The 18,080-nt window shown below is 45.5% G+C and carries 15 protein-coding genes; 7 read left to right on the top strand and 8 right to left on the bottom strand.

Annotation, left to right across the window (positions count from 1 at the left end; all coding sequences use genetic code 11):
• The first annotated feature begins 175 nt into the window (after window positions 1-175).
• Both AC5O63_RS10510 and AC5O63_RS10505 read left to right on the top strand, forming a co-directional pair.
• Window positions 176-1,489 carry a TolC family outer membrane protein gene (locus tag AC5O63_RS10510; protein WP_494504912.1) on the top strand — a complete coding sequence of 438 codons (1,314 nt, stop codon included), beginning with the start codon at window positions 176-178 and terminating at the stop codon, window positions 1,487-1,489.
• Between the two features lie 34 nt (window positions 1,490-1,523).
• Window positions 1,524-2,105 carry an OmpA family protein gene (locus AC5O63_RS10505; protein ID WP_494505012.1) on the top strand — a complete coding sequence of 194 codons (582 nt, stop codon included), beginning with the start codon at window positions 1,524-1,526 and terminating at the stop codon, window positions 2,103-2,105.
• A gap of 64 nt (window positions 2,106-2,169) precedes the next feature.
• Here AC5O63_RS10505 and nhaA read toward each other — a convergent pair whose 3' ends face one another.
• The 5 genes from nhaA to AC5O63_RS10480 all read right to left on the bottom strand — a co-directional run bounded on the left by nhaA (window position 2,170) and on the right by AC5O63_RS10480 (window position 9,339).
• Window positions 2,170-3,354: a Na+/H+ antiporter NhaA gene (gene nhaA / locus AC5O63_RS10500; protein ID WP_239855396.1), complete on the bottom strand. Its 1,185-nt coding sequence runs from the start codon at window positions 3,352-3,354 to the stop codon at window positions 2,170-2,172.
• 257 nt (window positions 3,355-3,611) lie between these two features.
• Window positions 3,612-4,733, bottom strand: a complete 1,122-nt coding sequence (locus AC5O63_RS10495; protein ID WP_494504911.1) for a lipocalin-like domain-containing protein — start codon at window positions 4,731-4,733, stop codon at window positions 3,612-3,614.
• A complete protein-coding gene (locus AC5O63_RS10490; RefSeq protein WP_171321606.1) occupies window positions 4,734-7,187 on the bottom strand; it encodes an ABC transporter permease in 2,454 nt (817 codons plus the stop codon).
• On the bottom strand, window positions 7,168-7,839 hold the full coding sequence (locus AC5O63_RS10485; protein ID WP_272785114.1) for an ABC transporter ATP-binding protein: 672 nt from the start codon (window positions 7,837-7,839) through the stop codon (window positions 7,168-7,170). The genes AC5O63_RS10490 and AC5O63_RS10485 overlap by 20 nt, the downstream gene beginning before the upstream one ends.
• A 123-nt stretch (window positions 7,840-7,962) precedes the next feature.
• Entirely contained in the window at window positions 7,963-9,339 is a 1,377-nt protein-coding gene (locus AC5O63_RS10480; RefSeq protein WP_494504910.1) for an MATE family efflux transporter, read from the bottom strand.
• A gap of 102 nt (window positions 9,340-9,441) precedes the next feature.
• On the opposite strand from AC5O63_RS10480, the gene AC5O63_RS10475 reads away from it, so the two are divergent.
• On the top strand, window positions 9,442-10,875 hold the full coding sequence (locus tag AC5O63_RS10475) for a DUF2867 domain-containing protein (RefSeq protein WP_494504909.1): 1,434 nt from the start codon (window positions 9,442-9,444) through the stop codon (window positions 10,873-10,875).
• 34 nt (window positions 10,876-10,909) lie between these two features.
• Here AC5O63_RS10475 and AC5O63_RS10470 read toward each other — a convergent pair whose 3' ends face one another.
• The 3 genes from AC5O63_RS10470 to rsuA form a co-directional block, all read right to left on the bottom strand.
• A complete protein-coding gene (locus tag AC5O63_RS10470; protein ID WP_494504908.1) occupies window positions 10,910-11,569 on the bottom strand; it encodes a DUF2913 family protein in 660 nt (219 codons plus the stop codon).
• On the bottom strand, window positions 11,569-12,774 hold the full coding sequence (locus tag AC5O63_RS10465) for a Bcr/CflA family multidrug efflux MFS transporter (protein ID WP_494504907.1): 1,206 nt from the start codon (window positions 12,772-12,774) through the stop codon (window positions 11,569-11,571). The genes AC5O63_RS10470 and AC5O63_RS10465 overlap by 1 nt, the downstream gene beginning before the upstream one ends.
• 191 nt (window positions 12,775-12,965) lie before the next feature.
• Window positions 12,966-13,667, bottom strand: coding sequence for a 16S rRNA pseudouridine(516) synthase RsuA (rsuA, locus tag AC5O63_RS10460; protein WP_272785117.1), 702 nt, complete (start codon window positions 13,665-13,667; stop codon window positions 12,966-12,968).
• Between the two features lie 73 nt (window positions 13,668-13,740).
• On the opposite strand from rsuA, the gene radD reads away from it, so the two are divergent.
• From radD to AC5O63_RS10440, 4 genes are all read left to right on the top strand, one after another.
• The gene (gene radD, locus AC5O63_RS10455; protein WP_494504906.1) at window positions 13,741-15,480 is read left to right on the top strand and encodes a DNA repair helicase RadD; all 1,740 of its coding nucleotides are present in this window, start codon (window positions 13,741-13,743) and stop codon (window positions 15,478-15,480) included.
• A 70-nt stretch (window positions 15,481-15,550) separates the two neighbouring features.
• Window positions 15,551-15,949 (top strand): PepSY domain-containing protein, encoded by a 399-nt coding sequence (locus tag AC5O63_RS10450; protein WP_004748767.1) that lies wholly within the window; start codon window positions 15,551-15,553, stop codon window positions 15,947-15,949.
• A 13-nt stretch (window positions 15,950-15,962) separates the two neighbouring features.
• Window positions 15,963-16,622, top strand: a complete 660-nt coding sequence (locus AC5O63_RS10445; RefSeq protein WP_004748768.1) for a response regulator transcription factor — start codon at window positions 15,963-15,965, stop codon at window positions 16,620-16,622.
• On the top strand, window positions 16,612-17,952 hold the full coding sequence (locus tag AC5O63_RS10440) for an ATP-binding protein (protein WP_494504905.1): 1,341 nt from the start codon (window positions 16,612-16,614) through the stop codon (window positions 17,950-17,952). The genes AC5O63_RS10445 and AC5O63_RS10440 overlap by 11 nt, the downstream gene beginning before the upstream one ends.
• The last annotated feature ends 128 nt before the right edge of the window (window positions 17,953-18,080 follow it).

The raw sequence follows: 18,080 nt of genomic DNA, 5'->3' as shown, positions 1-18,080 counted from the left end.
CAATAGCAAAAAAGTCCATACGAAAGTTTATAAGTCACTAATAATTCAACTCATCAATTTCGCATAAAGATTCTCATTTTTGGAATACGTCGACTAAGCTTTTGGTACTTACTGTAGGGGTGTCGTGCTCCTACGATAATTGACTATTGACTTAGCAGACATTAAGGAGGCTCCCTTGAACCTGAAAAAGTCACTTATCGCTAGTTGTGTGGTTCTTGCGAGCTTCACTGCTTCCTCGCAAACATTGGAGCAGGCAGTCGCAATCACACTCGCTACCAACCCTGAACTAAAAAGCACCTTCAACGAGTTTAAAAGTGCAGTTAAACAGGCCGACGCCGCAGGCGGAGCTTATCTGCCAAGCTTGGATCTAGATGCGGGTATTGGGTATGAAGGTATAAATCCAGCAGAATCGACCGGGAGAAGTGATTCTGATCTAACGAGAAAAGAAGCAACCATTAGCCTTACCCAACTCTTATGGGACGGTAATGCCACTCTTAACGATATGGACAGAACCGCGGCTGATGCCGAATCCGTTCGCTTCCAACTTTTATCAGACGCCTCAGATCTCGCGCTTCGTGTCACTCAAGTTTACCTTGATGCTGTAAAAGCGACTGAGATACTCGCTCTTTCGGAAAGTAATCTAGCCGTTCACAAAGAGATTTACCGCGATATTCAACGTCGTGCTGACTCAGGAATCGGCTCGACTGCGGATGTATCGCAAGTAGAAGCTCGTATAGCGAAAGCTCACGGGAATCTCCTTGCAGCTCAAAACAATCTTGTTGATACCCATACGCAGTTCACGCGTTTAGTCGGGCAACAGCCACTGGGCTTAATCTATCCAAGAGCGGATGAAACTAAGCTGCCCCTTTCTTTACAAGATGCGCTCGTCGAGGCTTATGAAAAGCACCCCGTGATCAAGGTCTCTCAAGTCGATGTTGATTCCGCACGCTTTCAGTACAAACAATCTAAAGGTAATTACTACCCAACATTTTCCATTGAAGCGAGTCAAACGTGGCGTGATGACGCTGGTGGCGACCGAGGCAGTAGTGACGAAACCTTAGCTATGCTTCGCATGCGATACAACCTATATAACGGTGGCTCAGACAGCGATCTGTCTGAAAGAGCGGCTTACCAGCTCAACCAAGCCAAAGATCTGCGTGACAATGCTTTTCGTCAAGTTGAAGAAAGCCTTCGACTATCTTGGAGTGCATTGGATTTAACATTGCAACAAAAGAACTTTTTGGCAGACCACGTAGACTCAGCGTCTGAAACCGTCATTGCTTACGAGAAACAGTACCGCATTGGTCAACGAACCTTACTTGATTTACTTAATACAGAGAATGAGCTATTCGAAGCGAGAAAGGATTATTTAGATGCTCATTACGCTGAACAATACGCTAAGTACCGCGTAATGAACGCAACCGGCAATCTGCTTGACGCTTTGCTAGTAGACACACCTGAAGAGTGGACTGAGCGAGTGGAGTATTAATATGAAAGTTAAACAGTTTATCCCATTTACCCTTATGGCTTTCATCCCCATTAGCGCAGTGATTGCCGAAGACGAGTACGATTACATCAACACGCCTGTGGCGAACCAAATATCGGATCTTACTGATGACGACAGAGATGGCGTTGTCAATGCGCGTGATATCTGTCCCGGCACACCATCTGGCGCGCAAGTGGATAATGATGGCTGTGGTGCGGCTCTTTTTGAAGAGGAAGAACGCCAGCTTCGAATCTTATTTGCCAACGATTCTTATGAAATAAACCCTATATTTTCAGATCAAATTCAGACCATGGCTGAGTTTTTGGAGCGCTATAAGTCGGCCTCAATTCAAATTCAAGGCTACGCGAGTAAAATCGGTACCCCTGAGTACAACTTAGAGCTGTCAAAGAAACGCGCGCATGCAGTTGAAGACGAACTACTTTCCTATGGAACAGAACCTAGCAGAGTTACCATCGTTGGGTATGGAGAAACAAGACTTGAATCGGAGGGTGAAGATGAAACTTCACATGCATTAAACCGCCGTGTAACTGCAACGGTAGTAGGTTTGAAAGAAGAGGTGATCGAAGAGTGGACTATCTTTACCGTTATCGAAAAATAACTTATCCACTCGTTACAAAAAAGCGCCCATTGAAAGGCGCTTTCTAATTTCTGTTGTTTGGTCTTTAGTGCTGAGATTTGACCTGTGCGTTACTCTCAACACTTACGCTCTTCTTTGGCAGCGAAATATGCAGTAGGAAGTAACCCAACAGAGCAGCTGTCGTCGAGCCCATCAAGATACCCAATCGAGCATAAGTATCAAACTCTGCGTTCACTTGACCGAAAGCCAGTGACGAGATGAAGATAGACATCGTAAAGCCGATACCACACAGGACTGATACTGCAAAGATATGACGGAAAGTAATACCTTCAGGTAGTTTAGCCACACCTGATTTCACAGCAAGCCAACTAAATGAGTAGATACCAAGCGGTTTACCAACCAATAGACCAAGCGCGATACCAAGAGGCAGCATTGAAGTTAAGCCGTCCATCGACACGCCTTCTAACGAAATACCTGCGTTAGCGAATGCGAACAGTGGAAGAATACCAAACGCAACGTACGGGTGAAGTGCGTGCTCCATATGCTTAAGTGGTGAATGCTCGCCTTTATTGCCCTTCAAAGGAATTGCAAAGCCGATCACCACGCCTGCTAGTGTTGCGTGAACACCGGACTTCAATACCGCAAACCACAAGATAGCACCAACTATTATATATGGAGTGAGTTTGGTCACCTTCTTAGCGTTGAGCATAAACAGTGCCGCGGTCATTGCAAAGCCAACAGCCAATGCAGTGGTAGATAAGTCACCTGTGTAGAACAGGGCGATAATCACAACAACACCTAGGTCATCAATAATCGCCAGAGCAAGCAAGAATACTTTCAGGCTCACTGGTACACGTTTACCGAGCAGAGCCATAATACCCAATGCAAAGGCAATGTCAGTTGCCGCAGGAATTGCCCAACCTTGAACCGCTTGTGCATCACCGTAGTTGAACATCAGGTAAACCAACGCTGGCGCAACCATACCGCCTACAGCAGCAATGGCAGGGAAGATAGCGGTTTCCTTTGATTTTAGAGCGCCTTCAAGTAGCTCACGCTTAACTTCAAGACCAATCAATAAGAAGAAGACTGCCATCAAACCATCGTTGATCCAGTGTGAAACCGACATACCTAACACGTATGTGTGAAGAAACCCTTGGTATGCATCGTTAAGAGAAGTGTTTGCGATTGTCATAGCGATTGCAGCAGCAATAACTAGTAGAATGCCTCCGGCAGACTCTAATTTGAAAAAATCGCGAATAATATCACTCATGATATTGTCCTTATATTTATTATGTTAATAAGCGATTAACAATGAATACAGTTGAGTTTATAGAGTTGGTTACATCAGGAAAAATCGATTGTTTAGATTATATCTTTCGGTTTTTCCGATACACACTTTTTAATGTTCACTTCATTTCTCTGTTTCATTATAGGCAAAGTATCGGAAATTCCACATAAAATACAAAAAGCCACTTCTCATCAGATAAGAAGTGGCTTTTATATCACGGGCTTGACTGTATCTTTAATTCAATACCCAGTCAGTTGCATAAAACCTTGAGCATTGTGACTACCTGACGTCGTTATTGGCCCTTCCCAATAAGGAAGTACAAATGGCAACCACAAATTGGTGTTCATCACCTGAGTTTCGAGGCTAACCGAGAGATGAGGAACATTGATCATCCAGCTCGTTGGAATGATTTTTCCATTTGCTAGTACTTCTTCTTTCAGCGGCAACACTTCGATATCTTCATTGTATAAAGTCACGACTTTCCCATCGTTGGTCGCTAGAGTACCAAACACATAAGGCAATTGACTGTCATGGCGGTAACGGTTTATTGAGAGTGTTGTTTCATCATCCAAGTGGAAGACAAACCAGTCCCAACCTTGTTGATCTTCAGCAAGTAGCCCACTGCCCCACTCTTTGCTCATCCAACCCGTACCCTTAACATCAATCACCTTATCAGGTGCGAGCTCTAACTGGCCTTCAACGGCTAGAAACGGGGCTGTTAAGTTATGGGATGCAATTGGCAGTAGATCATGTTTAACCACATAACCACGCTCACGAGGAATAACAAATGGACCACGTGTAGTCGTCTTTAAACGTACTTTAAACGTGTCTGTCTGCGCGTCCAACAATCCTGGAAATGGCGTACGACCTAGAGAGCGCCAGAACCAGTTGTCTATCCAAAGGCGAAATGGCTTAGACGTCATTCCAGCCTGTCCAATTCCACCACGAGCGACACGTTGCTCTCGCCAGACTTTGTCTTTATTAGAGACGACAACATGGGATATAAACAGCTGGGGGCTCAACCAGCCCGACATGTTGCTATCATTAGAGGCTATTCTGAAGTAGCTCCACTGGACACCATATTTTTCGCCGTATTGATCCTCAACATTAGCAAAGAAGTGCCACCAGCCATGTTGGTATTCATTGTGGAAGGCAAAATCTCGAGGAATAACAACAGGGTTATCCGGTAGAACAGGCTCAAACACCTGAGTCGGTTTAGACACTAGAACAGAACTTACCTCATTCGTTCTAACGGCAATATTGTTACTTGCGCTGTGTTCATACAGAGCTACCAAAGCAAACGCACTTAAGATGAGCGTAATAGCGAAAACCCCAAGTATTCTCTTACTTCTACTGCTCATCTATAACGAATCTCTTAGTGATTTCATCGGCGTATTGCGCACCATTCTTAACACTGGAATAGCGCCCGCAACCATCAATGAAAGCATGGCTAAAGCACCAGAATGTAGATACTCCGTCGGAATAAACTGAACCTCTAAAGTCCAACCAAAAGATTGTTTTATGACGATATCAACCACCAGGTTGGCCAGGGCTAATCCCAAAGGCATGGCTATGAGAATCGCTATCGCACCAAATACGAACAGCTGCAAACTGCCCATCAAAATCAACTCTCTTCCAGACATACCTAGGCAGCGCAACAAAGAGATATGCTTTTGACGCGAGACCTCACCCGCAACAGTGGCAAAGAAAATACCAAACACGGCAATCACAAGCGTAATGTTACCTAGGGTGTCCGCAATCGAGAAGGTCCGATCAAAGACTCTCATTGCCTGACTGTGGATATGGCTGTTATCAAAAATCCGTTCGGCATCAAGCCTGAAGATGGTTTCTAGTCGCCGTTTGAGGCCAATCGGATTCACACCATCATTTAAGACAGCCCCGAGAGCAACGGAACCACTCCCGGCAAAGGCATAAAGCCAGTTACGATGTGATAACAAGACTTGATTGTACGGATTGCCATAGTCGTAATAGACGCCGACGACTTGCCAACCAGAACCGAGCTTACCAGTTAAGTCGATATAGTCTCCGGGACGAATTCCAAGCTTAAGAGCCATGGATTCACTGATCATAACCCCTTTTGAATGATGCAAATGATACCAATAATTAGGAATACCCAGTTTAACCGTCAGGGCATCAAGCTCCCCTTCTGATGCACCTGTGCTGACAACTTGCAACGCACCTTTGTCGGTTGAGATATCTTTTTCCCAGCGCCACCATACTGAGTCCACTTCCGGCTGTTTGGTCAGCCAAGTGCTCATGCGTGCCGCTGCACTATTGTTTGGGTAAATGTATAAATCCGCCGCTAGTCGTTGGGTTAACCATTTATCCGTTGTATCTCGGAAACTGCCGACCATGGTTTCTACACCAATATTGGCAGCCATTGCCAACATAAACGCCATCGTAGCTACACCACGGTAACTCATGCTCGCCGCCGCGTCAGCAAAGAACCAACGTACCTTCACCCAACGCAAAGTGTACGACAAGCTTTCAAAGACTTTCCAGATAATATAAGGCGTAAAGAGCGCGACACTTAGCAGCATTAACGCAATAATTGCAAAACCTGTCTCTTGAGTTTGCGGAGCTTGGTAAAGAGCAATCGCTGCAACACAACACGCACAAGCAATAAGCGCTTGAATAGTGAATTCAGCACCAGCAAATCGAACAAGGGATAATCTAGTCGTCAATCGACTTGGTTGAGACCGTAGCAAACGAACCAAAGGCCAAGCACAAGCCACTATTGCTCCGGCTAACGAAAGATAAAAGCTGTATAGGCTAGAACGCCAGTCCCATGCGATCGACAATCCAATATTGGTGTCATACAAATCGCCTAAGCTCGCAGATACCGTTGGAATAAGCTGATTAGCCAGTAACATACCTAAGATGTTGCCACATAGCCAACCGACAAAAACTAAGGCAAAGAGTTCGAGTAGCAACGCCTGAGCTAACTGCCAACCCGACACCCCCATCTGTCTTAAATTCCCAACCAGAGGCTGACGTTGAGTCAAGGTCATCGACATGGCTTGATAGAAGATAAATAGCCCAACTAGAAATGCTAACATCCCCATCGCACTCAAGTTCAAATGGAACGCTTCGGTCAATGACTCAAGCTCAGCGCGAGAGCTTCGAGTGAGCACCATTCCATTAGGCAGAACAGACTTAAGTTTAGCGATCTTCTCTTCTGGCATATCCGCACAAGCGATCACCGAAATTCCTGAACTACGTTCGATCATCCTAAGTAAAGACATATCTGCAACGATACGCGTACCGTTCAATCGCCTTTCGGTATCAATACTAATCGGCCCCAGAGCGCTACCATCGTTTAACCGAATAAAGTCGCCATTATTCCATTTCATATGCAGTGCGAGATCAGCGCTAACAAGCACAGGATATGGCGGCTTCATTAGCGCAAGAGAAGATATATCATCGAGCAAAGAGCCCGATTCAAACTCGATCATCGCAACCGGATCGATTCCAACCAACATTAAGTCGGTTCCATTTGCCGTCCTTATGCGTAGGCTTTCAAATGGCGCGCACTGGTGGAACCCATCACGACGAAGTTGAACATAGAAGCCTTGAGGGATCTTATTTGCTGCGTGCTTAGGACGAATTCGGTAAGGGAGAGGATTAGAGAATAATTTTTCGCCATGTTCATAGCTCTGACGAGCATGGCTATTGATTGAACTAACACCAACAAGAAGAGAAACACCTAAAGTAAGACCAAGCCAAACTAGGATTATTTGAAAAGGATAACGTCTGTAATGACCAAGTAGCGCTTTAACTACGGGCCATAACATGAAGCTGTCCTCCTTGTAGCCTTATCTTCCCTTCCATATGTTCAGCAACACGTTCACTGTGCGTTACTAAAAGCAGGGTACAATCGAGCTGTTTGGTCAATGTGGTCAGAAGACGCATCACCGCTTCGGCGTTGCGTTCATCTAAGCTACCTGTTGGTTCGTCTGCCAATAGGATCTTTGGTTCCATATAAAGCGCACGAGCAATGGCTGCCCTTTGCTGCTGACCACCGGACACCTCCTCTGGATAGCGCCCCAATAGAGGCATCAAATCAAGTGCAGAGAGAATTTGTCGCCAAAGCCCAGAATCTTCAGGTAGACCTTTGAGCTGTCGACAAAAGCGAATGTTGTCGGCAATATTCAGAGTAGGAAGCAGGTTAAACTGCTGAAAGATAAGGCCAATATTGTTTCGACGATAGGCAGTTCGTTTGGTTTCCGCGACTTCATGCATTGAGAACTTAGGGAAAGTAACCTCACCCGAATCTACGGTGTCTAAACCGGCAATCAAGTTAAGTAAAGTACTCTTTCCAGAGCCACTCTCCCCCATTAAAGCTATCTGTTCTCCTTGCTTTAATGACAACTCAGCACCTTGTAAAACGGGGTGAAACTCACCACCATCTACATAGCCCTTACATAGGTCTGTTAGTTGTAACATCTATACTCTCGAAAACCTTAAAAATAGGAATGTGAATCTACACTAAATCGTCGAATCAAGAAAGTATTTTGGATACTAGATCACAAGATATGCATCGAAACACTATTAACTTACGTTCAAAGTCTAATTTTCGATCAAATTCCTAATCCATTTGCGTGTCTGCATGCGATAGAGAGAAGCAAACCATTTGATGACCTCTTCAGTCAAAAACAGCAAATAGATCCATTCCGGTTTCCATCCGAGACCAATCGCAGCGAAAGCGGCTAGAGGAATACCAATCAACCACTGCGCGACAAGGTCTTGATATAAACAGAATTTAACGTCGCCACCCGCTCGAAGCACACCTACAATAGTCATCATAGGAAGGGAGCGGAGAATAATCCCGACGCTCATCACCAGCATGAACTTCTCGGACAGGGCTCGTGTTTCTGGTGTAAGTGCGCTAAACGCATCTAAAACCAAACCTTGAACCAGATAAAGCACAACAGCTACGACAACACCGACAAGGACGCTAAGTATCGTTACCCCAATCGCTTGATAGTAAACTTCATCGTATTTCTTTGCCCCGATTTGGTTACCGACGAGTACTGCTGCGGCGTTTGACATCCCAATCAACAGAGCCAGCGCAATCGACTCCACCGGAGACATCACTGACAATGCAGCCAAACCTTGTACGCCCGACTGTCCCATAATCGCATGGTAAGCGAACAAGCCACCAGCCCAAGCAAGAAAGTTAAATGTGGTTGGCAGCGATAGCTTCAAAAACTTGATGACGCGAGTCCATTCCAACACATTGCGAATATCGTTCAGACTAAAGGCAAGCAGGTGTTTTTTGGCATACAAGTAGCCAAACAAGGTCGCGACTTCTATTGCACCACTTAACACCGTCGCAATCGCTGCCCCTTTAATGCCCATGGCTGGGACACCCAACTTACCGAAAATAAATACCCAGTTAAGAAAGATGTTGGAGAGAATCCCGATACCGCTGAAGAAGGTACTAAGACCCGGTTTGTGCATCGCTCTCAGGCCAACTGCCATACTCGCGACGCACGCTACTGCAAACATGCTGACTGAGGTGATCACTAAGTATTCAGCACCTAACTGAATAACTTCAGGATCGTTGGTGGCTAAGCCCATCACCTGCGTTGGAAACAAGATAAACAGCAAAGCGGTAATCGCGGCAAAAACCATGCATACCAACCAAGTCAACGCGGTACTTTCCCTAACCCCTTTGCGATCACTCGCCCCCCAATACTGAGCGGTAAGCAGAGCCCCGCCTGTTGTGACTCCGACCAACATAATGGTGGTGACAAAAGTGGCACGAGCCGCAACTCCAACCGCCGCAATTTCAGCTTCACCAAGCTGACCCAACATCAAAACATCGACCAAGCTTCGGCTCGAAAACATGATACTTTGTAAAGTGATTGGCAAAGCAATCGCGATCAAGCGTCTAATAAAATCGCCACGGGTATGGGTTAAAACTTGGGAAAGAGTTATCAATCGCGCACCTCAAAATGCAACAGTATGAAAAGAGAGAAAAAATGAGTCGACTATTATATGATCAGTCGGAATATGAAACCATAAAAACCACAGGGGTTCGGGATGAAAAATGTGCTGGTTTTGGGTGCCTCTGGATACGTAGGTTCACAACTCCTATCTCAGCTATGTGATCGCGGCTATCATGTTACTGCGGCCGCTAGGCAAATAGACTACCTTAAAGCCCGTGTTGAGCCTCATCCAAACCTAACGCTACGCTATCTCGACCTTGCTGACGAGGCTGCGACTAAAGAGTTAATCCCTCATTTCGACCTAATCTATTTTCTGGTCCACGGCATGGCGCATGGGCACGATTTCTTGGACTATGAAGTGTCTTTAGCCGAGAATTTTAAAAATGCTCTAACCCAGAGCGCTGTTAAGCATGTAATTTACCTAAGTGCGATTCAGCCGCAAACTGGGGATTCTAACCACCTCAAAGCGCGGCGAATGACAGGAGATATTATTCGCAAGTCAGGCGTACCGATCACTGAACTTCGAGCCGGAGTGATCATCGGCCCGGGTTCGGCTGCGTTTGAGATCATGCGTGACTTTGTGTACAACATGCCGATTCTCATTACACCAAAGTGGGTTGAATCCAAGGCTAACCCCATCGCACTAGAAAACCTCAATTACTATTTATTATCTGTTGCCGAAGAATCACCGACACAGCATCAGCTCTATGAAGTGGGCGGGCCCGATACGCTCAGTTATCGCCAACAGTTTAAAGTCATCGCGAATACAATCAATAAGCCTATCTCCATTTGGCCTACTTCCCTACTCACACCTAAGATGGCTTCTCAATGGCTTGGCGTAGTAACTTCCGTTCCCTCAAGTATTGGAGCGGCGTTACTGTCGGGACTAGAGCATGACTTCATCGCTGATAGCCAAGCAATCAATAGCACATATCCCCAAACCCTTGTCTCATTCAACGAGATGGTTGCAAACAGTATTGAGCAAGAAGGTAAATTTGTTCGAAGTAATGTTTGGGGCTTTGACCCTGCGGCTCTCTCTCGCTGGCAACCGGGTTATGGTTATTACCCAAAGCAGACTGGCGCCGAAATAGAAACAGAGCTTTCGTCTACTCAATTATGGCAACTCGTTAAGCAGATCGGCAGTAGAAAAGAGGGCTACTTCTTCGCCAACACTCTTTGGCGTACCCGAGAGTGGCTCGATATCTTCTTTGGTGGCGGAAAACCAATTAGACGTTCGCCTCCCGGACCTGAATTACAGGTTGGTGACCATATCGATTCGTGGAAAGTAATTCGCTGCGAAGAAAATCACTTCATCTCATTGCTGTTTGGTATGAAGGGCCCCGGTTTAGGTCGATTAGAGTTTTTGATTGAGGATTTGGGAGAGAAAAGAAAACTAACAGTCACCGCGTGGTGGCACCCGCAAGGCTTCAGAGGTCTTTTGTACTGGTTTGCGATGATGCCAGCCCACCTTTTCATCTTTAAAGGTATGGTCAAAGCTATCGTTAAAAAAGCAAAAGAGCTTCCATAATAGAAGCTCTTGTCGATTCATTTTCTTAGCTAATTTACACCGTTAAACTGAGTGGAATCTCAGCTAATCGGTCACCTCGGTTGGCTGGAAAGACTAAGTATTCACCGTGATATTTCACGTTGGATTTATAGTCCGTTACCTTATGAACCATAAAGCCAGCCGCAGACGCTTTCTCTACAAAATCAGCATGGTGACCACGCACAAACCAACTCATCGGTTTGATCATATCTTCACCATCAAAGCTACTTTCACACTGCTCGGTACACATGGCAAGAGAGTTTGGCCCCTCGGTAAAGATTTGTACTTTGCCGCAACCGACCAGCTCTTCAGACGTCGTAACTTCCCAGCCCTGCTCTTCCATCATGTCGATGAAATTATTGATCTCGTGATCTTTAAGAATTCGGTCTTCTTGGCCTTGAGGGAAAAACTGAGCATAGAACTTAGAAATACGCTGAAACGTCTGCATTAAGCCCGCATTGTTGCCCTTTGAGCGACCCGTCTTCTGCCAACGGATTAAATCGTCCGCCACAACACGTGGAAACTGTTGTGACTTGATGGCTTTAGTAATCCAACGAACCAAATAAAGGTTGTTTGCTGTTGGCCCATTAGTGAGTTTGCCAGCTTTGTGCTCATTGGTAATCTCTTCTAGAGCCTTATTCACTAATTTTTGTATTTCTACCGTATATTCAGACATTACGCCTTTCTTCCAAATATCCAATAACAAGCCGCAGAGATGACTGAACATGCACTCATCACTGTAATCATCGGCCATGTTACACCGCCCGGCATCATTGCCACGACAGCACCAATAACTGAACCTGTACCAAAACGCAGAGTTCCTGCCAACGAAGACGCCGTGCCCGCCATCGTTGGGTAGCCACTTAACAACAGTCCCATTGAGTTACTACCAATTGTCGATAATGTACCAATAAACATCACAACAAAAATGACCGTTCCCCATAGGCCCGCATCTAACAGCCAAGTAACAAATAAACCAATACCCGCAATGAGTTGAACAATCAGTCCAAAGCGCAACATGGTATGTGAGCCGAGCTTTTTAACCAGTCGCCCGTTGATGCTTGTCATTATGATCATCGCGACAATGTTCAAACCAAACAGATAACCGAACTGCTCAGGTCTCACACCATAAATATCAATGTAGACGAAGGAACCCGCCGTTAAAAAGGCAAACATCCCGGCAAACGAAAATGCTCCAGAAAAAATCAGCCCCATCGCCACTGGGGTTTTCGCCAATTTGATATAATTACGTAACGTATTACGAATTCGAAATGGCTGCTTGTTCTCAGCACTTAACGTTTCTGGAATCTTCCACAGCACTAAGCAAATAACGACGACAGAGAATGCTGCCAGAATCCAGAAAATCGCACGCCAGCCAAACCACACCGCAACGTATCCACCAATCATTGGTGCAATAAGTGGCGCGATGGTAATGACTAATGTGACGAACGACATCGCACGGGCAAAGTCTTCGCGGTCAAACATGTCACGAACAACGGCTTGAATAATCACCGCAGCGGCAGCGCCTGCAAAGCCTTGCGCCGTTCGGACCCAAGTTAACGCTTCAATACCCGCAGTTGTGGCACTCACTACAGCGGCCAGACCAAAGAAGAGCACGCCCAGAATTAAAACCGGACGACGACCATAACTATCGGCTAATGGCCCATGAATCAACTGACCTAACGCAAATCCAGCGGTATAAGCAGTTAACGTAATTTGCACCGCCCCTTCAGCAACACCAAGATCTCTGGCGATCGTTGGCATCGCAGGCAGGTACATATCAATCGCTAATGGGGTTAATGCACCAATGGCGCCCAAAACAAGGAATAACAGAAAACTGATTTGTGGGGCCTTGGTTTGATCTAAGGTTCTCTCAGACATAAATCTCCTACTCGGTTGCGAATCAGATGCAGCTTCCGTGCTGCAACCAAACAGAATAAATGAACACTAAAGTGTCGTAGACTGCTTACCTTATGCGGTTAACAGACCTGAAGTGAATCGATCTATATTCAATCAATTCTGTCCAAAAGACTAGTTCCTAGATGGAAATAAAGTATTTCCTCAATAAAGAATTAATTCCAAACAGAGTCAATTTCTTCTTGAGTTAGATAGCGGTATTCACCCGGTTCTAAGGTTTCGCATAGCTCGATTTCACCAATGCGTTCACGGTGAAGATGCTCAACTTTATTGCCAAGTGCAGCAAACATACGCTTCACTTGGTGGTACTTACCTTCGGTGATGGTCAGTAACACTTCTTTCTCATCTTCATCTACCACTTCTAACTTCGCAGGCAGGGTCAAACCTTTTTCATTTCTTAATTGAATACCTTCGGCAAACTTCTCTGCATAATCCGCTTGGAGCGGATCAACCAACCACACGCGGTAAGTTTTCTCGCACTTGTGCTTAGGCGAAGTGATTCGGTGAGACCATTGACCATCATCAGTAATCAAGACAAGACCAGTAGTATCAACATCAAGGCGACCAGCAAAATGTAAGTCTTCCATTTTGACTTCATCTAACAACATAAATGCTGTCTGGTTGAAACCATCTTCATGCGAACAAACAAAACCATCTGGCTTAAAAAGCATAATGTAGCGAGGGCCCGGCTTTTGAACCTCTCGGCCTTGCCATTCTACCGTGCACTCTTCAGTCACCTTAGTTGCGCCACTTTTCTGCACCACGTCATTGACGGTGACATCACCACTTTTAATGATTTTTGTTGCTTCTTTACGTGTTGCCCCAAGTGCATCACATAGATATTTATCTAAACGCATGAATACCTCATCTTTGCTAGGTGGGGTATTATAGTGCGACTAGACTAAATAGTTGAGCTATTTCACACATTTTATGTATACACTCCGTCCCTATCAGGCTGACTCCGTCAAAGCGGTCATTCATTATTTTCGAAAACACTCGTCACCCGCTGTATTGGTACTCCCCACAGGCGCAGGTAAAAGCTTAGTTATTGCTGAGCTGGCTCGTTTAGCTAAAGGGCGTGTATTGGTGCTTGCTCATGTAAAGGAACTCGTCGAGCAAAACCATCAAAAATACGAAGGATACGGACTCAAAGGCTCGATTTTTTCAGCGGGCTTAGGTCGTAAAGAAACCGATCAGCAAGTCGTTTTTGCTTCAGTGCAATCTGTCGTGCGCAACCTCGATCAGTTTAAAAACCAATTTTCCCTTCTGGTTATCGATGAATGTCACCGTGTGCCCGACGACAAAAACACTAGCTACCAAAAAGTCATCAACCATTTACGCGAGCAAAATGCGGGCATAAAGGTGCTTGGGCTCACTGCCACCCCTTACCGTTTAGGCATGGGCTGGATTTACCAATACCACACACGGGGATTAGTTCGCAGTGAGGAACCACGCTTCTTCCGCGACTGCATATTTGAGCTGCCTATTCGCTACTTACTGGATGAAAAATTTCTTACTCCAGCACGCATGATGGATGCGCCCGTACTGAGCTATGACTTTTCTCAGCTCAAGCCCGCGAATACTGGTCGCTACAAAGAGTCGGAAATGGATATGGTAATTGATAAGGCGAAACGTGCAACACCGCAAATCGTCGAGCAAATCATTCATATGTCTACCGGTAAGCAAGGTATTATGATTTTTGCTGCGACTGTCCGCCATGCTCAAGAAATTTTCGGACTGCTACCGGAAGGACAAACAGCCATCGTTATCGGCGATACGCCAACACCAGAACGTGATGCCATCATTCAAGACTTTAAAGAGCGTAAAATTAAATACCTCGTCAACGTGTCAGTACTGACGACGGGCTTTGACGCACCACACGTTGATTTAATTGCCATATTACGACCAACCGAGTCGATTAGCCTTTATCAGCAAATTGTTGGGCGTGGATTGCGTCTCTCTCCGGGTAAAGAGGAATGTTTAGTTCTGGATTACGCGGGTAATAGCTACGATCTCTATCAGCCTGAAGTGGGTGATGCCAAACCCGATTCAGACAGCGAAATCATCACCATTCCCTGCCCTGCTTGCGGCTTCAATAACAACTTCTGGGGCAAGCTAGACAGTAACGGCTTTCTAATCGAACATTTTGGCCGCAAGTGCCAAGGGTTCTTTGAAGATGAAGAGACTGGTGAACGTGAACACTGTGACTACCGTTTCAGAGCTAAGTATTGCAGAGAGTGTGGAGCCGACAACGATATCGCCGCTAGAATCTGCCATGAATGCGATGCCACTTTAGTTGACCCAGACAAGAAGCTTAAGGAGGCGTTAAACCTTAAAGATGCTCTTGTCTTTGAGTGCCTAGAAATGGCTTTAAGCGTTCACAAAGATGACAAAGGAAAAAGCAGCTTAAAAGTCTCTTATATTGGAGATAATCAGGCTCAAGTGAGTGAATTCTGGTCATTAACGACGAAGAATCAGAAACAGCGCTTCAAGGATCAGTTTGTTCGCCCTCACCTTGCAGACAAGCATAGGCCTTTTGAAGACGCTTCACCGACTAAAGTGGTGAACAATCAACACAGATTCCGCCCACCTCAATTTGTTATTGCAAGAAAATCCGGGCGATTCTGGAAAATGCGAGATAAGATTTTTGCTGACGAGTTAACTAACTAAGTGCTAATTCATTTGGTGTTCATCTATCAACACGTATACTGACTCACAGTAATTTCAAGAAGGTAAGATTATGTTGAAGCGTCCGTTAGTAAGTCTGACAGCCATATTGGCGTGCGTCTTTGTTTCGTTTCCAACACTGGCTAAGAAGCACCATGACGAGGATGGACACGCGCTAGTACAAGACGTACATAAACCTGGCGCGCGAATTGAATTCGAAGAAGACCAAGATGAGGTCTACGACGCTGTACAAAAGGGCTATGTTCGGCCATTTTCTGAAATGTTTGCAGCGGTCGAACGTGACTTAAACGGTCGAATCATTCATGTCGAGCTCGAAGAAGATGATGATATTTGGATCTATGAACTCAAATTGAACCACAATAACAATATCATCAAAGTTGAATACAACGCCGAAACCCTTGAAATGCTGCAAATTAAAGGCAGAAACATTAAAGAAGCACTAAAAAAATAGAAGACTAAAGCTTATGAAAATTCTTGTAGTGGAAGATGAACCGCGTCTTGGTGAACAAATTGTCGACATTCTAGAGCAAACTGGTTGGGTTCCTGAACTGTCTCAAGACGGTATTGATGCCCTATACCGAGCGACTTCAGAAGAGTGGGATGCGATCGTGCTCGACCTGGGTCTCCCTAAACTTGATGGTCTAACGGTACTCAAAGGCATTCGAGACGAGAACATTAACACACCAGTCGTGATTCTGAGCGCTCGTGACACCTTAACTCAACGAGTAGAAGGCTTAAACGCAGGTGCAGACGACTACCTAACCAAACCATTTGAAATGGTCGAGTTAATTGCCCGTATCCGAGCTCAACTTCGACGCGCTTCTGGTAATGCTTCTCCTGTTATGCAAGTCGGTAATTTAAGTCTTGATACCCGCACTTCAAAAGTGATGTGGCAAGGCCAAGCAATAAGCCTGACAGCGTTGGAGTACAAGGTCGTTGCTTACTTTATGCATAACCCCGAGAAGGTCATTTCGCGTACAGAATTAGTCGAGCATATTTACAAACAGGATTTTGACCGTGATTCAAATACTATCGAAGTGTTTATTGGTCGAATTCGCAAAAAGATTGCACCAAAAGTCATCAAAACCGTGAGAGGCTTGGGGTACCAGCTTAATGCCGAATAATAAACGCTCACTGCTTAAAAGACTGAGTTTAAAAAGCCGCTTAGTTCTAGCGGCTGTAGTTTGGCTAACGGCTATGGTAATAGCGGTTGGCGTGAGTGTTCCTAACCAAGTCTTCAACTATATGGCTGACGACGCAAAGTCTCAGTTATCCATTTATATGGACGAGATTTCCGCAGCGATAGAAGCCGATGAATCAGGCAACATCACTCTCGCCTCCAACCTTTCCGACCCACGCTTTAACCGCCCGTACAGCGGGTTATATTGGTCAGCGAAAACCGAGACAGACTTGCTTCGCTCACGCTCTTTGTGGGATCAACGCATTGAAAGCAAAAAGAACGGTAAAGAATATGTTGGCGCTCGCGACGAGAAGCTCATCTACATAAAAACCAAGCTCTATTACCCAGATTACGATGGACCGATTGAAGTTCTGATTGGTATCGATGAACAACCCATCGAGGACACAGTGCGCGATTTAATGAGTCAGCTATGGATTATTCTCGCCCTACTCTACTTCGGCGTTTTGGCTGTTATCATGTTGCAAGTTCAGTGGTCGCTAAGTCCACTCAACAAGATGCAAAAAGAGCTGAACCAGCTTCGCTCCGGAGATAAAACAAGCCTAGATGAAGAGTATCCAAAAGAGGTGGCTCCGGTCGTTTCCGATCTCAATGCACTGGTTTTCCACTACCAAGAATTACTCGAGCGCGCTCGCCATCATGCAGGCAACCTTTCTCACGCGCTAAAAACCCCCTTGTCAGTGCTAAGAAATGAAATTGGTTCGCTCGACAAAGAGACACGAGATTATCTCTTGCCTCCGGTTCATCAAATCCAAAGCCAAATTGATTACCACTTAGGTCGAGCACGAATGGCTGGCTCTAAGAATATTCTCTCTGTTCGTGCTAATCCCGCAGAGCGCGTTGATGCAATTTCGATGGCGTTTGACAAAGTATATGCCGAGCGAGGTGTTGCTTTGATTAATGAACTCGACTCAGAAATCGAAGTTGCCGTCGATCCAACCGATCTAGACGAGATGGTGGGTAACTTGCTAGAGAATGCCTACAAGTGGTCTTGCAATATTATTCGTGTCCACTCAGCGGAAAATGAACCGGGCACCATTGAGATCATTATCGAAGATGACGGTCCTGGCATTGACGATGAAGATATTCAGCAAGCGCTTAAGCGTGGTGTAAGATTAGACGAAACTACGCCAGGAACTGGCCTTGGACTGAATATCGTTAACGAAATGGCACACAGTTATCGCGGTAAGCTTGCGCTATCAAGAAGCTCGATGGGTGGATTAAAAGCCGTCCTTGCGTTTAATACATCGAACTAAGCCAATCTTAATCAGACGACAATGAAAGCGACGCAATCTGCGTCGCTTTTTAGTTGTTGAGAATGATTTAGAGTGATTCAGTACTGACTAAGCTTATCGAATCCGATAATAGACTGACGAATAAAAAC

The organism is Vibrio sp. SCP2 (assembly GCF_059295395.1).
This window is presented reverse-complemented; position numbering and strand designations above follow the sequence as displayed.

Excerpts from the sequence above, each read along its gene's own strand:
- AC5O63_RS10505 (WP_494505012.1), top strand. The coding sequence starts at position 1,524 with ATGGCTTTCATCCCCATTAGCGCAGTGATTGCCGAAGACGAGTACGAT.
- nhaA (WP_239855396.1), bottom strand. The coding sequence starts at position 3,354 with ATGAGTGATATTATTCGCGATTTTTTCAAATTAGAGTCTGCCGGAGGC.
- AC5O63_RS10495 (WP_494504911.1), bottom strand. The coding sequence starts at position 4,733 with ATGAGCAGTAGAAGTAAGAGAATACTTGGGGTTTTCGCTATTACGCTC.
- AC5O63_RS10490 (WP_171321606.1), bottom strand. The coding sequence starts at position 7,187 with ATGTTATGGCCCGTAGTTAAAGCGCTACTTGGTCATTACAGACGTTAT.
- AC5O63_RS10485 (WP_272785114.1), bottom strand. The coding sequence starts at position 7,839 with ATGTTACAACTAACAGACCTATGTAAGGGCTATGTAGATGGTGGTGAG.
- AC5O63_RS10475 (WP_494504909.1), top strand. The coding sequence starts at position 9,442 with ATGAAAAATGTGCTGGTTTTGGGTGCCTCTGGATACGTAGGTTCACAA.
- AC5O63_RS10470 (WP_494504908.1), bottom strand. The coding sequence starts at position 11,569 with ATGTCTGAATATACGGTAGAAATACAAAAATTAGTGAATAAGGCTCTA.
- AC5O63_RS10465 (WP_494504907.1), bottom strand. The coding sequence starts at position 12,774 with ATGTCTGAGAGAACCTTAGATCAAACCAAGGCCCCACAAATCAGTTTT.
- rsuA (WP_272785117.1), bottom strand. The coding sequence starts at position 13,667 with ATGCGTTTAGATAAATATCTATGTGATGCACTTGGGGCAACACGTAAA.
- radD (WP_494504906.1), top strand. The coding sequence starts at position 13,741 with ATGTATACACTCCGTCCCTATCAGGCTGACTCCGTCAAAGCGGTCATT.
- AC5O63_RS10450 (WP_004748767.1), top strand. The coding sequence starts at position 15,551 with ATGTTGAAGCGTCCGTTAGTAAGTCTGACAGCCATATTGGCGTGCGTC.
- AC5O63_RS10445 (WP_004748768.1), top strand. The coding sequence starts at position 15,963 with ATGAAAATTCTTGTAGTGGAAGATGAACCGCGTCTTGGTGAACAAATT.
- AC5O63_RS10440 (WP_494504905.1), top strand. The coding sequence starts at position 16,612 with ATGCCGAATAATAAACGCTCACTGCTTAAAAGACTGAGTTTAAAAAGC.